The following is a 16,378-nucleotide window of genomic DNA, read 5'->3' as shown; positions in this document are numbered from 1 at the left end:
GACGGAAACGCGCTGCATGCGGTGGATTTTATGGTGCGCCGCAGCAGTGTTCGGGCTGGTTGCGAGCTATGCCGTGGCGGGGCTGATCGGTGGGTCCATCGCTAGCAATCGCGCCTGGCGGGCACCTGCCGAGGGGGTGCATATCTTCGTCGAGAGCAACGGCGTGCACACCGGGATCGTGGTGCCGAAGATCGCGGCGGGGGTCGACTGGCGGACCATCGCGCGCGCGGCGGACCTCAGCGACCCCCGCTATGCCGGGTATGATCACCTGTCGATCGGCTGGGGCGAGAAGACCTTCTATCTCGAGACGCCGACCTGGGCGGACGTGAAGCTGCGGACCGTCGCGGCGGCGGCGACCGGAAGCACGCGGACGCTGATGCATGTCGATCACGTCCCGTTGCCGTCCGCACGCGACGATGTCCGCGAGATCGTCGTGACGCCGCAGCAATATCGCCGGCTGTCCGCCTACATGACCGCGAGCTTCCGGGCCAACGGCGCACATTATGCAGGCTATGGGCCCTATGACGCGTTCTACGACGCAAACGGGCGGTATAGCGCGATCCACACCTGCAACAGCTGGACCGGGGATGCGCTGCGCTATGCCGGCGTGAGGGTCGGCGCGTGGACACCGTTTCCGGTGACGGTGATGACATGGTTCTGACGCCGCCGTCCAAGGCACTCTGGGCAGCCGAACTGCCCCGCGCGGCGTGGACGGTCGCGACGTGGTGGCGGCATCGGCCCGCGCTGGCGGCGGCACCGCGCGGCGATGGCCGCACGGTGATGATAGTGCCCGGGTTGTTCAACACCGATCGATCGACGGCGGTGATGCGCGGCTATCTGAATCGGATCGGCTACCGCACGAGCGGCTGGGGTCTCGGACGTAACCGCGGCGTGCGGACCGTCGGCGTGGAGGCGGAACGTCTGATCGCGCGCGTAGAGTCGCTGGCAGCAGCGGGGCCGGTGACGTTGATCGGGGTAAGTCTCGGCGGGATCATGGCGCGGTTGGTCGCGCACCGGCGGCCCGACCTCGTCCGCGCGGTGATCACGGTCAGTTCGCCCTATGCGGGATCACCCAAGGCCACCAACGTGTGGCGCGCGTTCGAATGGCTGACCGGCGAGAGGCTTGACGATCCGGCGGTCGTCTTGCGGAGCGATGCGATCGCCGGGCCGTTGCCGGTGCCGTCGACCGCGATCTGGAGCCGCTCGGACGGGCTGGTGAACGGGCTGATCTGCCACGACGCGGCAGGACATGCGGTAGAGGTACGGAGCGGGCATCTTGGGGTGCAGCTGAAACCGGAGGTGCTGATCGCGGTGGCAAAGACGCTGGCCGGGTAGCGCGGCCTGAAGGTGCGATGGCTGGACCGGGGGGGTTTCGAGCGCGAAGGTCAGAGTTCGGCCGCGATTTCCGGTTGCGGCGATGGGGTCGTTCTAGGTGCCTGCCCAACCGCCAGCGCGGGAGAACAGAAGATTCAACGCTGAACATTGTACCACCCCGGCGGAGGCCGGGGCCCAATTGGGAAACAGCGGTAACAGCCCGCAGCTCGTCGTCAACAAGGTCCCCCAATTGGGCCCCGGCCTTCGCCGGGGTGGTATTTTACCGATGGGCGCTCGGCTCAATTCCCGGCGCGATACCCCTGGTACTGCGCGCATTCCGAGCGCTGTGGGTCGCGCTTGCAGCGCTTGGCGAGGTCCTTGCGCTGCTTGCCCTCTTCGGCCTCCTGCTTGCGCATCTTCTTGCCGTAGTTGCGGTCCGATTCTTCCTGGCTGGTCGTGGTCCAGTCGACCGCCTTGCCGGCGACCTGGAACGGCGCCTTCACTATCGAGGTGGCGGTGCTGATGCAGCCGCTGACGAGAAACGGCAGTACCGCGATTACGGGGAGGACTTTACGCATCTACTTCACTCCTGCGCGCCCGGTTACAGTGGCTCGATCGCGCGCTTGGGCACCGTATAGCGGAAAGTCGGTGAAGAAACCGTCGATACCTTGGGCAAGGCCGGCGTCGATCTCCGCGGCGATATCGCCGTGTGCGGCCGGGTCGCTGCCGCGGCGAAAGCGTGTGGGTTCGAAGTAGTTTTCGGCGCGGTAGGTCCAGGGATGGACGCGCAGGCCCGCCGCATGCGCGTCGGCGACCAGCGTCGTCGGCGTCGCGTCGGTCCAGAGCATGCCCTTGTTCGGGCCGATGCCGTAGGCGTAGGCGGCGACGGCTTTGAGGCCTTCGGGCGTGATCATCGCCTTGTAGCTGGGCTGTGCGCCGTCGGCAGGACCGCCCTCCCCGTCCATCAGCTGGATCAGGCGGATTTTGGTGATCTTGTGGAGGCGCTGGAGATTGGCGACCTCGAACGACTGGATGAAGACCGGCGCCTTGGCCGAATCCCAGCCCGCTTCGCGGAGTTCGGCGACGAGCTTGGCGTCGGTCGGATGGCCGATGCTCGCGAAATAGGTTGGGTGCTTGGTCTCGGGATAGATGCCGATCGTCCGGCCCGTCTCGGTCGTGCGGCGCTTGGCGAGCGCGATGATCTCCGCGAGCGTCGGGATTGCGAACTGGCCGTCATAGGCGGTGTTCGCGGGCCGCAGCTTGGGCAGGCGTTCCTTTGCGCGCAGGGTTTTCAGTTCGGCGAGCGTGAAGTCCTCGACGAACCAGCCGGTCATCGTCTGGCCGTCGATCGTCTTGGTGGTTTTCCGGGCGGCGAATTCGGGATGGTCGGCGACGTTGGTCGTCTCGGCGATATTGTTCTCGTGGCGCGCGACGAGCACGTCGTCCTTGGTCGGCACCAGGTCGGGCTCGATGAAGTCCGCGCCCTGGTCGATCGCGAGCGAATAGGCGGCCAACGTGTGTTCGGGGCGGAGCCCGCTCGCACCGCGGTGCGCGATGACGATTACGGGCGACAAACGGGGCGAAGCTGGCGTCATCGCGACAGCTTGCCCGCTCGCCGCGACGAGCGCCAGCGCGCCAATGTGTGAGAGCTTGTCGCAATAGGAAACCATCGGTCGCATCGGCGTTCAGTCCTCGTATTCCAAAATTCCCAGCGCATTCAACGAGGGGCACTCCCATGCATTTCACGATCAATGGTCAATCATATGACGCAGAGCCCGATATTCGTACGTCGGTGCTTGATCTATGTCGCGAATATCTCGGGCTGACGGGCTCGAAAAAGGGTTGCGACCATGGCCAGTGCGGGGCGTGCACCGTCCTGATCAACGGGCGCCGCGTCAATTCCTGCCTGACGCTCGCCGTCATGCACCAGGACGACGAGATCACGACGATCGAGGGCATCGGCCAGCCGGGCAACCTGCACCCGTTGCAGGACGCGTTCGTGCGGCATGACGGCTATCAGTGCGGTTATTGCACGCCCGGGCAGATCTGTTCGGCGGTCGGCATGCTCGACGAGGTCAAGAAGGGCTGGGCCAGCCATGCGTCGGGCGACCTGACCGATCCGAAGTTCGACGATGCCGAGATTTCGGAGCGGATGAGCGGCAATCTGTGCCGTTGCGCCGCCTATCCGAACATCGTCGATGCGATCCGCGAAGTCGGCGATACGGCACCCAAGGGGCGCTCCGCCGACGAGAAGGATGCCGCGATGGAAGCGAACGCGCGCGGGGAGCTGGTGGCATGAAGACCTTCGCCTACGAAAAGCCCGCTACGCCCGAGGCTGCCGTCAAAGACATCGATACGCGTGATGCGAAGTTCATCGCGGGCGGGACCAACCTGCTCGACCTGATGAAGCTGCAGGTCGAGACGCCGGACAAGCTAGTCGACATCAGCCGCCTCGATCTCGCGAAGATCGAGGAGCGTGAGGATGGTGGGCTGACGATCGGTGCGCTCGTGCCGAACAGCGATCTGGCCGCCGACCGCCGTATCGTCGCGAAGTACGAAGTGCTGAGCCGCGCGTTGCTGGCGGGTGCGTCTGGGCAGCTGCGCAACAAGGCGTCGACCGGGGGCAATCTGCTCCAGCGGACGCGCTGCTATTATTTCTACGACACCGCCGCCGCATGCAACAAGCGCGAGCCCGGTAGCGGCTGTTCGGCGATCGGCGGCTTCAACCGCATCCTCGCGATCCTCGGGACCAGCGAGCACTGCATCGCGACGCACCCGAGCGACATGGCGGTGGCGATGCGCGCGCTCGACGCGACGATCGTGACGCTCAAGGCGGATGGCGACCGGCGACGGATCTCGATCCACGACTTCTATCGCCTGCCGGGCGATACGCCGCAGATTGAGAATGCGCTCGAGGCGGGTGAGTTGATCACGCATGTCGAGCTGCCAGCGCCGCCGAAGGGCAAGCAGGAATATCGCAAGGTGCGCGACCGTGCGTCCTATGCGTTCGCACTCGTGTCGGTCGCGGCCGTGGTCGACGTGCAGGACGGCGTGATCGCGTCCGCCTCGCTCGCGTTCGGCGGGCTCGGGCCGATGCCGTGGCGCAATCCGGCGGTCGAGGCCGCTTTGGTCGGCAAGGCGCCTACCAACGAGGCGTTCGAGGCTGCGGCCACCGCGCTGCTCGCCGATGCCAAGGGCTATGGCTCGAACGACTTCAAGATCCCCCTCGCCCGTCGCACGCTGATCGCGACGCTGCGCACCGTAACGGGAGCATAAGCATGTTCGGTTTAAGAACCACCAACAGCCTGACGATGGACAAGCCGCATCCGGACAGCCTTCTGGATACCGGCGTCCAGGGCGTCATCGGCAAGCCGCTCGACCGGATCGACGGTCCGCTAAAGGTCACGGGCACCGCGACCTATGCTGCCGAATATCAGTTCGACAATATGGCGTATGGCGTGCTGGTCGGGACGAAGATTTCGGCGGGCAAGGTCGTCTCGATCGATATCGATGCGGTGAAGTCGATGCCTGGCGTGATCGATGTCGTCACCGATTTCGACCAGTTCATCCGTGTGTCCGCGCAGGGCGGCGCGACCGATGCACCGACGCAGGGCGTGAAGGACATCGCGTTCTTCGGCCAGATCGTCGCGATCGTGCTCGCCGAGAGCTTCGAGGTCGCGCGCGATGCGGCGGCGCGGTTGCCGATCGAATATGAGGCGAGCGAGGGGCAGTATGATTTCGAGGCGAACAAGGGCGAGACCCGCAAGCCGGCCGACGACGCGACCCAGGCGCATTTCAAGCAGGGTGATGTCGACACGGCGATGGCCGAAGCGGATGTGACAATCGATTCGACCTATGTCACGCCGAGCCAGAATTCGGCGGCGATGGAGCCGCATGCCTCGACCGCGGTCTGGGACGAGGACGGCTCGCTGTCGCTGTACGGAGCGTACCAGATGCCGACTTCGGATGCGCAGCAGCTCGCAAAATCGCTTGGCGTGGCCGAGAAGAAGGTGCGGATCATCGCGCGCTATATCGGCGGCGGGTTCGGGTCGAAGCTCGGTATCGCGCCCGAGAGCGTGGCGGCGGCGATCGCGGCCAAGCAGCTTGGCCGTCCGGTCAAGGCGGTGATGTCGCGCCCGCAGGTCTTCGAGGCGACCGTACGTCGGTCGAACACCGAACAGCGTGTCCGCCTCGCCGCCAAGGCCGATGGTACGCTGACCGCGATCGGTCACGAGACGCTGACGTCCAACCAGCCGACCGAGGATTATTTCGAGCCGGCCGGGATCGGCACGCACATGATGTACGGGGGCGAGAACCGGCTGATCACGCATGACGTGGTCGACGTGAACTTCGTCGTCTCGGGATCGATGCGCGCGCCGGGCGAAGCGGTCGGGATGCTCGCGCTCGAGGGTGCGATGGACGAGCTGGCCGCGAAGCTCGAGATGGATCCGATCGAGCTGCGCAAGCGCAACGATCCCAAGATCGATCCCGAGAAGGACGTGCCCTATTCGTCGCGCAACCTGACGCGCGCGCTCGACGAGGGTGCAGCCAAGTTCGGCTGGGACCAGCGCAAGAAGGCCGGCACGCGGCGCGAGGGCGAGTGGCTGATCGGCATGGGCGTCGCGGGCGCGGTGCGCGGCAACATGATGCAGGAATCGTCCGCCAAGGTCGAGATCCATCCCGATGGCTCGGCGACCGTGTCGTCGGCGATGACCGATATCGGCACCGGCAGCTACACGATCCTGGCGCAGATCGCGTCGGAGATCCTGGGGATTCCGGTCGAGAACATCACGATGGCGTTGGGCGATACCAACGATCCCCCCGCCGCAGGTTCGGGCGGTTCGTGGGGCGCGACGTCTTCGGGGACCGCGGTGTATCTTGCGTGCGAGATGCTGCGCGGGAAGCTTGCTGAGGCGATGGGCGTCGACGAGGACGGCCTGACGCTGAAGGACGGCAAGGCGATCGGCGACAACCGCTCGACGCCGATCGGCGAGCTGGTCGGCAAGGGTCTCGAGGTGACCGGGCACGTGAAGCCGGGCAAGCAGGAGAAGGAGACGACTCAGGCAGGCTTCGGGGCGCATTTCGCGGAGGTTGCGGTCAACGTGATCACCGGCGAGACGCGCGTGCGGCGTATGCTCGGGTCGTTCGCGGCTGGGCGCGTGCTCAATGCCAAAACGGCACGGTCGCAGTGCCTGGGGGGGATGACGTTCGGGATCGGCGCGGCGCTGACCGAGGACCTGATCCACGATATTCGGACGGGCAAGCTCGTGAACCACGATCTGGCCGAATATCACGTGCCGGTGAACGCCGACATTCCGCAGATGGACGTGCATTTCGTCGACGAGCGCGACATCCATGCGAACCCGATCCACGCCAAGGGGATCGGCGAGCTGGGGATCTCTGGCGCTGGCGCCGCGGTGGCGAACGCGGTGTATAACGCCACCGGGATCCGGGTGCGGGAGTTCCCGATCACGCTCGACAAGCTGCTGGATCAGTTGCCGGCGGTTTGAGGTTGGGCCTGGCCCCCTGCGAACGCGGGGGGCCAGGGTCACGAGCGCTACCGCCTGTGACCCTGGATCCCCGCCTTCGCGGGGAAACGGGATAGGTCGCGGAGCATCGCGAAGGAACTCCACCCCGGCGAAGGCCGGGGCCCAATTGGGGAACTGGAATAACCGGGTGCAGCGTGCTGTTACAAAAGTCTTTCCAATTGGGCCCCGGCCTTCGCCGGGGTGGTGGTTGGTATGGGCCGTACCCATCTCCGATGCCCCACGCGAGGACCGTTGAATGAACGAGCATGTGATGGATACGGCGTTCCGGCCGGCTGCCCTCGACCGCGCCAAGCAGGGCTTGCTCGGGCTGGGGCTCGATCGGATCGAGGGGCCGGCAAAGGTTACGGGCGTTGCGGACTATGCCTATGAGGGCACGCCAGATGGGATCGCTTATGCTGCGATCGTCGGAACGCCCGTTGGTAGCGGGCGTATTTTAAGCATCGACATCAAAGCTGCCGAAGCGCTGCCCGGCGTGATCGCCGTTCTTCACGGTGACCCGCGGATGCCGGCCGGCGAGGCCAACTCGCGCGCGATGCCGCTGTTCGATACTGACACGATCCTCCATCTCGGCCAGCCGGTCGCGATCGTCGTGGCCGAGGATCAGGCTATCGCGCGCGAGGCTGCAGCGCTGGTGGTGGTCGAAACCGAAGCCGGCGAGGGTCGGTTTGACGTCGACGCGCAGCCGGTCGATGCCAAGCCGGAGATCGGTTTCCTCCCTCCGGTCGATATTGGCGATCTGGATGCGGTGATGGCCGGTGCGGCGGTGACGTTCGACCAGATTTACACGACACCAGTGCATTTCCCCGCTGCGCTCGAACCGCATGCGACCACGGCGTGGTGGGAGGACGGCAAGCTGACCGTGCGCACCAGCAATCAGGTGATCGGCGGCGCGCGCAAGACGATCGCCAAGGCGCTCAAGATCGACGCGGACTCGGTACGCGTGCTTGCGCCCTATGTCGGCGGCGGGTTTGGTGGGAAGACCGGCGTCGGTGCCGAGGCGATCCTCGCGGCGATCGCGGCCGAGGTCGTCGGGCGGCCGGTGAAGATCGCGCTGCCCCGCCGCCAGACCGCGTACATGGTCCATCACCGCTCGCACACCACGCAGCGTATCCGGATCGCGGCGGACAAGGATGGCGTGATCCTCGGCATGGGGCATGAAAGCGTCGTCGCGCAGAACGACGATGGCGAATTCCTAGAGCCGGTGCCGTTCGGGACGCTGCCGCTGTACCGGGGCGAGGCGCGGCGGTTCAAGACCGGGCTCGTGCGCGTCGACCTGCCCGCGACGGGCGCGGTGCGTGCGCCGGGCGAGGCTGTCGGCACGTTCGGGGTCGAGTGCGCAATGGATGAGCTGGCCGAGCAGCTCGGGCTCGATCCGGTCGAGTTGCGGCGGCGCAACGAGCCCGAGACCGATCCGGTCAGCGGCAAGCCCTTCTCCACGCGGCGGATGCTCGATTGCTATGACCAGGGTGCCAGGCGGTTCGGCTGGCCCGCCACGCTGCCCGCGCCGGGATCGGTGCGTGAGGGCGAATGGCTGGTCGGGATCGGCATGGCGGCGAGCCTGCGCGGCAACTTCACCGTCGAGGCGCAGGCGCGCGTGCGGCTGGAGGCGGATGGTCGCGCGACGGTTGAATGCGACATGACCGATATCGGCACGGGGACGTACACGATCCTCGCGCAGACCGCGGGCGAGATGCTCGGGTTGCCGGTGGCCGACGTGACTGTGCGGCTGGGCGATACCGATTTCCCGCCGAGCGCGGGCTCGGGTGGGTCGTTCGGCGCGGGCAGTGCCGCGTCCGCGGTGATGCTCGCCTGCGAGGATATCCTAGGCGAACTCGCGCTGCGGATGAATGCGGCGCCCGAAGAACTGAGCCTGCACGACGGCTGCGTCAGCGCGGGCGGGCGACAGGTAGCGCTGGCGGACCTCGTTCGCGGCGAACCGATCGTGGCGATGGGCAAGACCGGGCCGGGCAAGGAGAGCAAGCGGACGAGCCAGGCGAGCCACGGCGCACACTTCGTCGAGGTCGCGGTCAACGCGGTGACGGGCGAGACGCGCGTCCGGCGGATGCTCGGCGTGTTCGATGTCGGCCGCGTGCTCAATCGCAAGACCGCGACGAGCCAGATCACCGGCGGCATGGCGTGGGGGATCGCCTATGCGCTGAGCGAGGAGGCGATCGTCGACACGCGGACGGGCGCGTTCGTGAACCCCGATTTCGGCGAATATCACGTCGCGGTGAACGCCGACATTCCGCAACTCGAGGTGCATTTCATCGAGGAGATCGACGATTCCGCCAATCCGGCGGGCGCGAAGGGGGTCGGCGAGTTGGGTATTTCGGGTGCGGGTGCCGCAGTGGCGAACGCGATCTACAACGCGACCGGGGTGCGGGTGCGCGACTTCCCGGTGACGCTCGACAAGCTGCTAGCGGGCTTGCCGGCCGTATAAAATCGGTTCCCCCGCGCAGGCGGGGGTCCAGGGTTTCAGGCGGAGCGTTGGTGGCTCCTGGGTTCCCGCGTTCGCGGGAAAACGAACGAGGTAGAAGATGGCCGAGAACGATAGCGTGATTGCCGCCGCCAAGGCGTGGAAGGGCGAGACTATGGCAATCGCCACGGTCGTCTCGACCTGGGGCTCGGCGCCGCGGCCCAAGGGGAGCCACATGCTCGTCCACGCCGATGGCCGGTTCGAGGGATCGGTGTCGGGCGGGTGCGTCGAGAGCGATATCCTCGCGACCGCCGCGGAGGTGATCGCGGGCGCGCCGTTCCAGGTGCGCAATTATGGCGTGGCGGATGCGGCGGCGTGGGAAGTCGGGCTGCCGTGCGGCGGCGAGATCGCGGTGATGGTGCAGCCGGTGTCGGCCGAAGGGTTCGATCCCGAACTGTTCGACCGGATCGCCGACGCGCGCGACCAAGGCGATGCGCTGACGGTGACCACCGACCTCAAGACCGGGCACAGCGACGCGCGGCCACTCGAGACGGGGGAGGTGTTCGTCAATCGATACGACCCGCCGCGACGGCTGCTGATCGTGGGCGCGGTACAGATCGCGCAGGCGCTCGCCGGCTTGGCACGCGAGCTCGGGATCGAGACGATCGTGATCGATCCGCGTGCGCGGTTCCTGACCGAGGAGCGCTTCCCCGGGGTCACGCTCGACGATCGCTGGCCCGACGAGGCAATCGCCGCGCTGCGCCCCGGCCCGTCGACCGCGGTCGTGACGCTCAGCCACGATATCAAGATCGACGACCCTGCGCTGATCGCTGCGCTTGCCACGGACGCCGCCTATGTCGGCGCGCTAGGCAGTCGCAAGAGCCATGCGGCACGGCGCGAGCGGCTTGCCAGCGAGGGCGTTACGCCCGAGAATATCGACCGGATCGATGCGCCGGTCGGGCTCGATATCGGCGCGATCGGACCATCCGAGATTGCGCTGTCGGTCGCGGCGGCGATGATAGGAGCGTTCAATGATCGCCGCTGAAAACGTCTTTCTCATCCTTCTCGCGGCGGGTCGCTCGGAGCGGTTCGGCATTCCCAACAAGCTCGAGGTGCCGTTCCTCAACAAGCCGCTGGGCCTGCACGTTGTCACCGCGTTCGAGAACATCCCGTTCAAGCGGCGGCTGGTCGTCACCGACGGCTGCAAGCTCGACTTCCTCAGCCACCATTTCGAGGTCGTGCATAACGACGATCCGTCGTCGGGCATGTCGCAGTCGGTGAAGCTCGGCGTGCAATGCGCCAAGGACGAGGGCGCTGAGGCGGTGCTGATCGCGCTGGCCGACATGCCGCGCGTGACCGCCGCGCACATCTACCGGATGCTCGATGCCGCCGACAGTGCCGACGCGGTGGTGGCGTCGAGCGATGGCGAGAAGCCGTCGCCCCCTGCCCTGTTCGGGCGCGAGCGGTTCGATTTCTTGTTATCGCTCGACGGCGATGCGGGTGCGCGCGATCTGGTGAAGGCGGGGCGCCACGTCGTGACCGCACCCGCCGAGCTGATCGATATCGACACGCCCGAGGATCTGGAGAGGCTGCAGGCGCTCGTCCACGATCCAAAGGCCGCGATCACTCGTGCCTTAACGCGTCGATAGGGTTCATCGCGGCGGCGCGGCGCGCGGGGAAATAGCCGAACACCACGCCGATCACCGCCGAAATGACGAACGCGAAGATATTGATTTCGGGCACGAACAGCCACTGAACCTTGATCAGCGGGGCGATGATCGCGATCGCGAGCTGGGCGATGACGAGGCCGATGACCCCGCCGAGGCACGACAGCGCGATCGCCTCGACGAGGAACTGCATCAGCACTTCGCGCGCGACCGCGCCGATCGCGAGGCGAATGCCGATCTCGCGCGTGCGTTCGGTCACCGAGACCAGCATGATGTTCATGATGCCGATTCCGCCGACGACGAGGCTGATCCCGGCGACCGCGGCGACGATGCCGGTGAGCAAAGTGGTGGTGCCGGTCAGCGTGTCCGAGATCTGCTTGGTATCGAAGATGTTGAAATTGTTGTCTTGGCCGGCCGCGAGATGGCGGCGCTCGCGCAGCAGGTCGGTCAGCGAGGCCTGGACCTGTTGCGTGTCGTAACCCTGGTCGACGCCGACAAGGATCGCCGCGACGTTCTGGTTGCCGGTGAATCGGCGCTGGACGGTCTTGATCGGCATGACCACGACATCGTCCTGATCGCCGCCGAACCCCGCCTGCCCGCGCGTGCTGAGCGTGCCGATCACGTCGCACGAGATGTCGTTGAGACGGATCCGCCGGCCGATCGGATCGACGCCGCGGAACAAGTTCTGGATGACGGTGTTGCCGATGATGCAGACCGCCTTGCCCGCGGCTTCCTCCTGGGAGGTGAACACGCGGCCGCCCGCGAGCGGCCAGGGCTGGACCTCGAAATAGGCGCCCGTGGTGCCGTTGATCGAGGTCGTCCAGTTCGCGCCGTTGTAGATCGCGGTGGCGCTGCGCTGTTCGGTCGGCGCGACCGCGGTGACGCCGGCGATTTGGCGCGCGATCGGATCGATGTCGTCCATCTTGAGCGGCGGCGGCGGCGGTCCGCCGCCGCCACGGCCGAAGCCCTGGCCGGGACGGATCTGGAGGATGTTGGTGCCGAGCGACGAGATCGACTGCTGGACCGCAGCGGTGGTCGCCTTGCCGAGCGTGACCATCGTCACCACCGCACCGACGCCGATGACGATGCCGAGGATGGTCAGGAACGAGCGCAGCAGGTGGCGGCGGATCGAGCGGAGCGCGAGGACGAGCGTGGTGCCGAACATTAGAGGGCCGCTCCGCTATCGAGGACGCTGCCTTGCTGCTCCCCTTCCGCTTGCGGGAGGGGTCGGGGGAGGGCCTGAAGTACGTACTGGCGTCCGGTCATTGAGGCACGCCCCTCCCCCGACCCCTCCCGCAGGCGGGAGGGGAGACGATGGGCTACGGCGACGGTGGCCATCACGACTCCACCCTCTCGCCTTGGCGGTGCTGGCTTTCGATGCGTTCGACCAGGCCGTCCTTGAAGTGAACCACCGTCCTGGCGAACGCGGCCATGTCAGATTCGTGCGTGACCATCAGCACGGTGATGTTCTTCTCCGCGTTCAGCCGCGTGAGGAGTTGCATGATCTCGATCGAGCGTTCGCTGTCGAGGTTGCCGGTCGGTTCGTCCGCCAGCAGCACGTCGGGGCTGGTCACCAGCGCGCGCGCGATCGCGACGCGCTGTTGCTGGCCGCCGGATAGTTCGGCGGGTGTGTGGTCCCACCAGTCCGCGAGGCCGACCGTGTCGAGACTCGCCATCGCCGCATCGCGCCGCGTGCGCTTGTCGTCGCCGCGGTAGAGCAAGGGCAATTCGACATTCTCAAGCGCGGAGGTGCGCGACAGGAGATTGAAGCCCTGGAACACGAAGCCGAGATAATTGCGGCGCAGCAGCGCGCGCTGGTCGCGGTCGAGTGTCTCGACGTGATGCCCTCGGAAGGTGAACGTCCCCGCGCTCGGCACGTCGAGGCAGCCGAGGATGTTCATCGTCGTCGACTTGCCCGACCCCGACGGCCCCATCACTGCGACGAAATCGCCCGCCTCGATATCGAGGTCGACGCCTTTCAGCGCCTGGAACATCGTCGCGCCCGCGCCGTACGTCTTGGTGACGCCGCGCAGGGAGATGAGCGGAGGCGAAATCAGCGGGGGCGGATTACTGGCCACTGCCCCCACCCTTGCTGGCGCCGCCCGACCGGCGTGCGGGGGTCTTGCTGGTGTCGGTGCCGGTGGCGAGCTGGCCGATGATGATCTGCGCGCCGGGCTGGAGGTTGCCCGACAGGACTTCGGTCATCGTGCCGTTGGTGTCGCCGGTGGTGATCTGCACCGGCTGCGGCGTGCCGTCGGCGCCCTTGATGTAGATCGTCTGCTGCGAACCGCGATCGAGCGTCGCGGTGCGGGTCGCGCCGCCGCGCTTCGGCCGGAAGGTCAGCGAGCCGGCGATGCCGCCGCCCGAATCCTTGGCGCCGTCCGCGCTCGGCTTGAAGCGCAGCGCGGCGTTGGGGACGAGCATGACGTTGCGCTTGTCCGAGGTGACGATGTCCGCGGTCGCGGTCATGCCGGGGCGCAGCGTCAGCGACGGATTGGCGACGGTCAGGTCGGCGGCATAGGACACGACCTGGCCGGTGGAGGTGGTCGTGGTCGTCGTGGACGAGGTCGCCGAGCTGACCGTCAGGTTCGAGCCGAGATCGACGCGCGTGATGGTCGCGGGGAAGGTCTGGCCGGGGAACGCGTCAACGGTGAAGCTGGCCTTCTGGCCGATCTTGACCTCGCCAACGTCCGCCTCGTCGATCGCGACCTCGAGCTTCATCTTGGTGAGGTCTTCGGCGATCACGAACAAGGTCGGCGTGTTGAACGACGCCGCGACGGTCTGGCCGGGATCGATCTGGCGCGCGAGCACGACGCCCGTTACCGGCGAGCGGATGATCGCACGCGCGCGCTGCGTCTGGTTCTGTGCGAGCGCGGCGCGGCTGGCGACGACGTTGGCCTCCGCGACCTTCTGCGCGGCGACCGCGCGCGCGTAGTCGGCGCGACCGGTCTGGAGCTCGGTCTTCGACGGCACGCGGCCACCCGACAGACGCGAGACCTCTTCGAGGCGGTTCAGCTGGGCTTTCGATTCGGCGACGGTGGCCTGTGCCTGCGCGACCTGCGCCTGGTTGGCGGCAAGCTGTGCGCTCGTCTGGCGAATCTGGTCGTCGAGCTGTTCGGGATCGATCAGCGCGAGCGGCTGGCCTGCCGTCACGCGGTCGTTGACGTCGACCACGACCTTGGTGACGAGACCCGACAGCTGCGAGCCGACCGTGACCTGAGTCGTCGGGGCGAGCTTGCCGGTCGCCGAGACGGTGACCGTCAGGTTGCCGCGCGCCGCGGCCTGCGTCGAATATTGCGTCTGCTCCTTTGCGCCGAAGCAGCGCGTGAGCAGCAGGCAGAGCAGGACCACGCCGATCGCGATCGCGACCCACTTTACATAGCGTCTCCAGGGGGCCTGCGGCTTCACGCCGAGGAAGTCGTCGATCGATGCGTCGGCCATCAGCGTGCCTCTGAATTGGTTGGCGCGCTGGCCGCCTGAGACGACGGGGGCGCTTCTGGAATAACGGTCGAATCCCAGCCGCCGCCGAGCGCCGCGTACAGCGCGATCAGCGCGGTCGCGGCGTCGGCGCGCGCCTGCGTCGCACCGTTGCGCGCGGACAGCAGCGCGGTTTCCTGCTGGTTGAGCGTGGTGAAATCGGTGAGCCCGGTGCGGTACTGGCTGCGGCTCAGGATCGCGGAATTGTTCGACGCGTCGAGCGCGATCGCGAACTGGCGCTCGCGTTCCTGCGCGGTCTGCAGCGCGACGACGGCGTTCTCGACATCCTCCAGCGCGGTCAGGACGGTCGATTTGTAGAGTGCAAGCGCGCCGTCAGTGGCGGCTTCGCTAGTGCGGACCTGTGAGCGAAGACGCCCGCCGTTGAAGATCGCCTGCGTCAGGCCGGCGAACAGGCTGCCCGTGATCGCGTCGCCGATGCTGCCGAGCGAGGTCGCGTTGGTGTTGAGGTTGCCGGTGATCGCGAACGCCGGATAGAGCTGCGCCTTCGCGACGCCGATCCGCGCGGTGGCGGCGGCGAGCGCGCGTTCGGCTGAGCGGATGTCGGGACGCTGGCGCAGCGTGTCGCCGGGGATGCCGACGCCGACCGCTGCGGGGCCGGTCGGGATCGCCTTGACCGGCGCCATCAGCGGACGGAGCGCGCCGGGGGCCTCGCCGGTGAGAATGCCGATCCGCGCGACGGCGGCGGCATATTGCTGGTCGAGGCTCGGGATCGTCGCGGCGGTCTGCGCACGCTGGGCGCGGGCCTGTTCGGCGTCGACGCTGGAGACGAGGCCGGCCTGGACGCGGAAGCCGGCGATTTCGAGATTGTCGTCCTGGATCGCAAGCGAGGCGCGGGCATTGGCGAGCTGTTGCTGGTACAGCCGGGCGAGGACATAGTTGCGCGCGACCTCGCTCTCGACCGAGATCAGGACAGTGGCGTAATCATAGCCCGATGCGGCATAGTCCGCGCGGCTCGCCTCGACGGTGCGGCGGATCTCGCCGAACACGCCGACCTGGTAGCTGGCGCTGGCGCCGACGGTGAAGCTGTTGGCGCCGCCGCCGCCGGTATCGACGACGGTGCCGTCGGGCAAAGTGAACGCGCGCCCGCCGCCACGGACGTTCTCGTTGCGCTGATACCCACCCGACCCGCTCAGCGTGGGGAGCAGCGAGGCGCGGTTCTGGATCAGGCTCTCGCGCGCCTGGCGGAGGCGGGCGACGGACTGGGCGAGATCGAGATTGGTGGCGGCGGCCTGCTCGACCAGCTGGCCGAGGACGGGGTCGTCGAACTTCTGCCACCAGCGCGTGAGGTCTTCGGGGCTGGTCGCGGGGGTGACCGAATAGGTATCCGGGACGCCGAGTTCCGCCGCAGCCTTGGGATGATAGTCCGGGCCGACGGTGCAGCCGGCTAGCAGGACGCCCGCGGACAAGACGCCCGCGGACAAGACGCCCGCGGACACGACGGGGGCGAAGAGGAAAACGCGGACGCGGGACATGGACGGCAGGCATGACCAAGGGGCGTTTGCTAGTCCAGCGGTTTTGTGTCGCGAGGTGTCGCAGGTGGGACGGACTGGAGGGGTTGCGGGGCAGCTTCAACTTGCCGCGTCACCTTGGACGTGTTCGGCCGCTATCCCAATGGGACGTGTACGCGCTTTCTTACGTGCGTCACCCCCGCTGCGGTGTTCTCCCGCGAAAGCCGTAGCCCAATTGGGTGAACGGCATTGGCGAGGCGCGGTCCTTGATTACTGCCACCTTTCCAATTGGGCCCCGGCCTTCGCCGGGGTGGTGGGCGGACGGTCCGGGGCGTGTGCGAAACCGTTCGGCTGCGCAGGAGAATGCCGTTCCGCTGCCCATTTGGGACTCGATGCCTCACGCAACATGCGTGACAAACACCCGACCCCTTCCCCAAACGCGCCTCCCCGGCGGAGGCCGGGGTCCAGTTGGGCGAACGGTGATGA

At 67.1% G+C, this 16,378-nt stretch carries 14 protein-coding genes; 8 read left to right on the top strand and 6 right to left on the bottom strand.

Going from position 1 to position 16,378, the window contains the following annotated elements; genetic code table 11:
• Positions 1-16 precede the first annotated feature (16 nt).
• The gene (locus HMP09_RS16600; RefSeq protein ID WP_176501258.1) at positions 17-661 is read left to right on the top strand and encodes a TIGR02117 family protein; all 645 of its coding nucleotides are present in this window, start codon (positions 17-19) and stop codon (positions 659-661) included.
• Complete coding sequence (locus HMP09_RS16595; RefSeq protein ID WP_232090438.1) at positions 622-1,335, top strand: alpha/beta fold hydrolase; 714 nt, start codon at positions 622-624, stop codon at positions 1,333-1,335. The genes HMP09_RS16600 and HMP09_RS16595 overlap by 40 nt, the downstream gene beginning before the upstream one ends.
• Before the next feature lie 278 nt (positions 1,336-1,613).
• On the opposite strand, the gene HMP09_RS16590 is transcribed toward HMP09_RS16595, so the two are convergent.
• Together HMP09_RS16590 and HMP09_RS16585 are read right to left on the bottom strand one after the other, a co-directional pair.
• Positions 1,614-1,892 (bottom strand): hypothetical protein, encoded by a 279-nt coding sequence (locus HMP09_RS16590; RefSeq protein ID WP_176501257.1) that lies wholly within the window; start codon positions 1,890-1,892, stop codon positions 1,614-1,616.
• Complete coding sequence (locus tag HMP09_RS16585; RefSeq protein ID WP_176501852.1) at positions 1,893-2,909, bottom strand: glycerophosphodiester phosphodiesterase; 1,017 nt, start codon at positions 2,907-2,909, stop codon at positions 1,893-1,895.
• A gap of 140 nt (positions 2,910-3,049) precedes the next feature.
• On the opposite strand from HMP09_RS16585, the gene HMP09_RS16580 reads away from it, so the two are divergent.
• The 6 genes from HMP09_RS16580 to HMP09_RS16555 all read left to right on the top strand — a co-directional run bounded on the left by HMP09_RS16580 (position 3,050) and on the right by HMP09_RS16555 (position 10,928).
• Positions 3,050-3,613, top strand: coding sequence for a 2Fe-2S iron-sulfur cluster-binding protein (locus HMP09_RS16580; protein ID WP_176501256.1), 564 nt, complete (start codon positions 3,050-3,052; stop codon positions 3,611-3,613).
• Positions 3,610-4,590 carry an FAD binding domain-containing protein gene (locus HMP09_RS16575; protein WP_176501255.1) on the top strand — a complete coding sequence of 327 codons (981 nt, stop codon included), beginning with the start codon at positions 3,610-3,612 and terminating at the stop codon, positions 4,588-4,590. The genes HMP09_RS16580 and HMP09_RS16575 overlap by 4 nt, the downstream gene beginning before the upstream one ends.
• 2 nt (positions 4,591-4,592) lie before the next feature.
• Positions 4,593-6,824, top strand: a complete 2,232-nt coding sequence (locus HMP09_RS16570) for a xanthine dehydrogenase family protein molybdopterin-binding subunit (RefSeq protein ID WP_176501254.1) — start codon at positions 4,593-4,595, stop codon at positions 6,822-6,824.
• 274 nt (positions 6,825-7,098) lie between these two features.
• Positions 7,099-9,303, top strand: a complete 2,205-nt coding sequence (locus HMP09_RS16565; RefSeq protein ID WP_176501253.1) for a xanthine dehydrogenase family protein molybdopterin-binding subunit — start codon at positions 7,099-7,101, stop codon at positions 9,301-9,303.
• Positions 9,304-9,400: 97 nt separating this feature from the next.
• Positions 9,401-10,324: an XdhC family protein gene (locus HMP09_RS16560; RefSeq protein WP_176501252.1), complete on the top strand. Its 924-nt coding sequence runs from the start codon at positions 9,401-9,403 to the stop codon at positions 10,322-10,324.
• Positions 10,311-10,928, top strand: coding sequence for a nucleotidyltransferase family protein (locus HMP09_RS16555; protein ID WP_176501251.1), 618 nt, complete (start codon positions 10,311-10,313; stop codon positions 10,926-10,928). The genes HMP09_RS16560 and HMP09_RS16555 overlap by 14 nt, the downstream gene beginning before the upstream one ends.
• Here HMP09_RS16555 and HMP09_RS16550 read toward each other — a convergent pair.
• The 4 genes from HMP09_RS16550 to HMP09_RS16535 all read right to left on the bottom strand — a co-directional run bounded on the left by HMP09_RS16550 (position 10,903) and on the right by HMP09_RS16535 (position 15,916).
• Positions 10,903-12,111, bottom strand: a complete 1,209-nt coding sequence (locus tag HMP09_RS16550) for an ABC transporter permease (RefSeq protein ID WP_176501250.1) — start codon at positions 12,109-12,111, stop codon at positions 10,903-10,905. The genes HMP09_RS16555 and HMP09_RS16550 overlap by 26 nt on opposite strands.
• 172 nt (positions 12,112-12,283) lie before the next feature.
• Positions 12,284-12,940 carry an ABC transporter ATP-binding protein gene (locus HMP09_RS16545; RefSeq protein WP_443026472.1) on the bottom strand — a complete coding sequence of 219 codons (657 nt, stop codon included), beginning with the start codon at positions 12,938-12,940 and terminating at the stop codon, positions 12,284-12,286.
• Between the two features lie 73 nt (positions 12,941-13,013).
• Entirely contained in the window at positions 13,014-14,387 is a 1,374-nt protein-coding gene (locus HMP09_RS16540; protein WP_176501249.1) for an efflux RND transporter periplasmic adaptor subunit, read from the bottom strand.
• Entirely contained in the window at positions 14,387-15,916 is a 1,530-nt protein-coding gene (locus tag HMP09_RS16535; RefSeq protein WP_176501248.1) for an efflux transporter outer membrane subunit, read from the bottom strand. The genes HMP09_RS16540 and HMP09_RS16535 overlap by 1 nt, the downstream gene beginning before the upstream one ends.
• Positions 15,917-16,378 lie beyond the last annotated feature (462 nt).

This window comes from Sphingomonas sp. HMP9 (genome assembly GCF_013374115.1).
Taxonomy (GTDB): Bacteria; Pseudomonadota; Alphaproteobacteria; order Sphingomonadales; family Sphingomonadaceae; genus Sphingomonas.
Note: the sequence above shows the minus strand (reverse complement) of the source record. Positions and strands in the feature narration are given on the sequence as shown.

Bases quoted from the DNA above. Each gene is read 5' to 3' on its own strand.
- HMP09_RS16555 (WP_176501251.1), top strand. From the start codon at position 10,311: ATGATCGCCGCTGAAAACGTCTTTCTCATCCTTCTCGCGGCGGGTCGC.
- HMP09_RS16590 (WP_176501257.1), bottom strand. From the start codon at position 1,892: ATGCGTAAAGTCCTCCCCGTAATCGCGGTACTGCCGTTTCTCGTCAGC.
- HMP09_RS16600 (WP_176501258.1), top strand. From the start codon at position 17: ATGCGGTGGATTTTATGGTGCGCCGCAGCAGTGTTCGGGCTGGTTGCG.
- HMP09_RS16565 (WP_176501253.1), top strand. From the start codon at position 7,099: ATGAACGAGCATGTGATGGATACGGCGTTCCGGCCGGCTGCCCTCGAC.
- HMP09_RS16570 (WP_176501254.1), top strand. From the start codon at position 4,593: ATGTTCGGTTTAAGAACCACCAACAGCCTGACGATGGACAAGCCGCAT.
- HMP09_RS16535 (WP_176501248.1), bottom strand. From the start codon at position 15,916: ATGTCCCGCGTCCGCGTTTTCCTCTTCGCCCCCGTCGTGTCCGCGGGC.
- HMP09_RS16585 (WP_176501852.1), bottom strand. From the start codon at position 2,909: ATGACGCCAGCTTCGCCCCGTTTGTCGCCCGTAATCGTCATCGCGCAC.
- HMP09_RS16580 (WP_176501256.1), top strand. From the start codon at position 3,050: ATGCATTTCACGATCAATGGTCAATCATATGACGCAGAGCCCGATATT.
- HMP09_RS16540 (WP_176501249.1), bottom strand. From the start codon at position 14,387: ATGGCCGACGCATCGATCGACGACTTCCTCGGCGTGAAGCCGCAGGCC.
- HMP09_RS16545 (WP_443026472.1), bottom strand. From the start codon at position 12,940: ATGTTCCAGGCGCTGAAAGGCGTCGACCTCGATATCGAGGCGGGCGAT.
- HMP09_RS16560 (WP_176501252.1), top strand. From the start codon at position 9,401: ATGGCCGAGAACGATAGCGTGATTGCCGCCGCCAAGGCGTGGAAGGGC.
- HMP09_RS16575 (WP_176501255.1), top strand. From the start codon at position 3,610: ATGAAGACCTTCGCCTACGAAAAGCCCGCTACGCCCGAGGCTGCCGTC.
- HMP09_RS16550 (WP_176501250.1), bottom strand. From the start codon at position 12,111: ATGTTCGGCACCACGCTCGTCCTCGCGCTCCGCTCGATCCGCCGCCAC.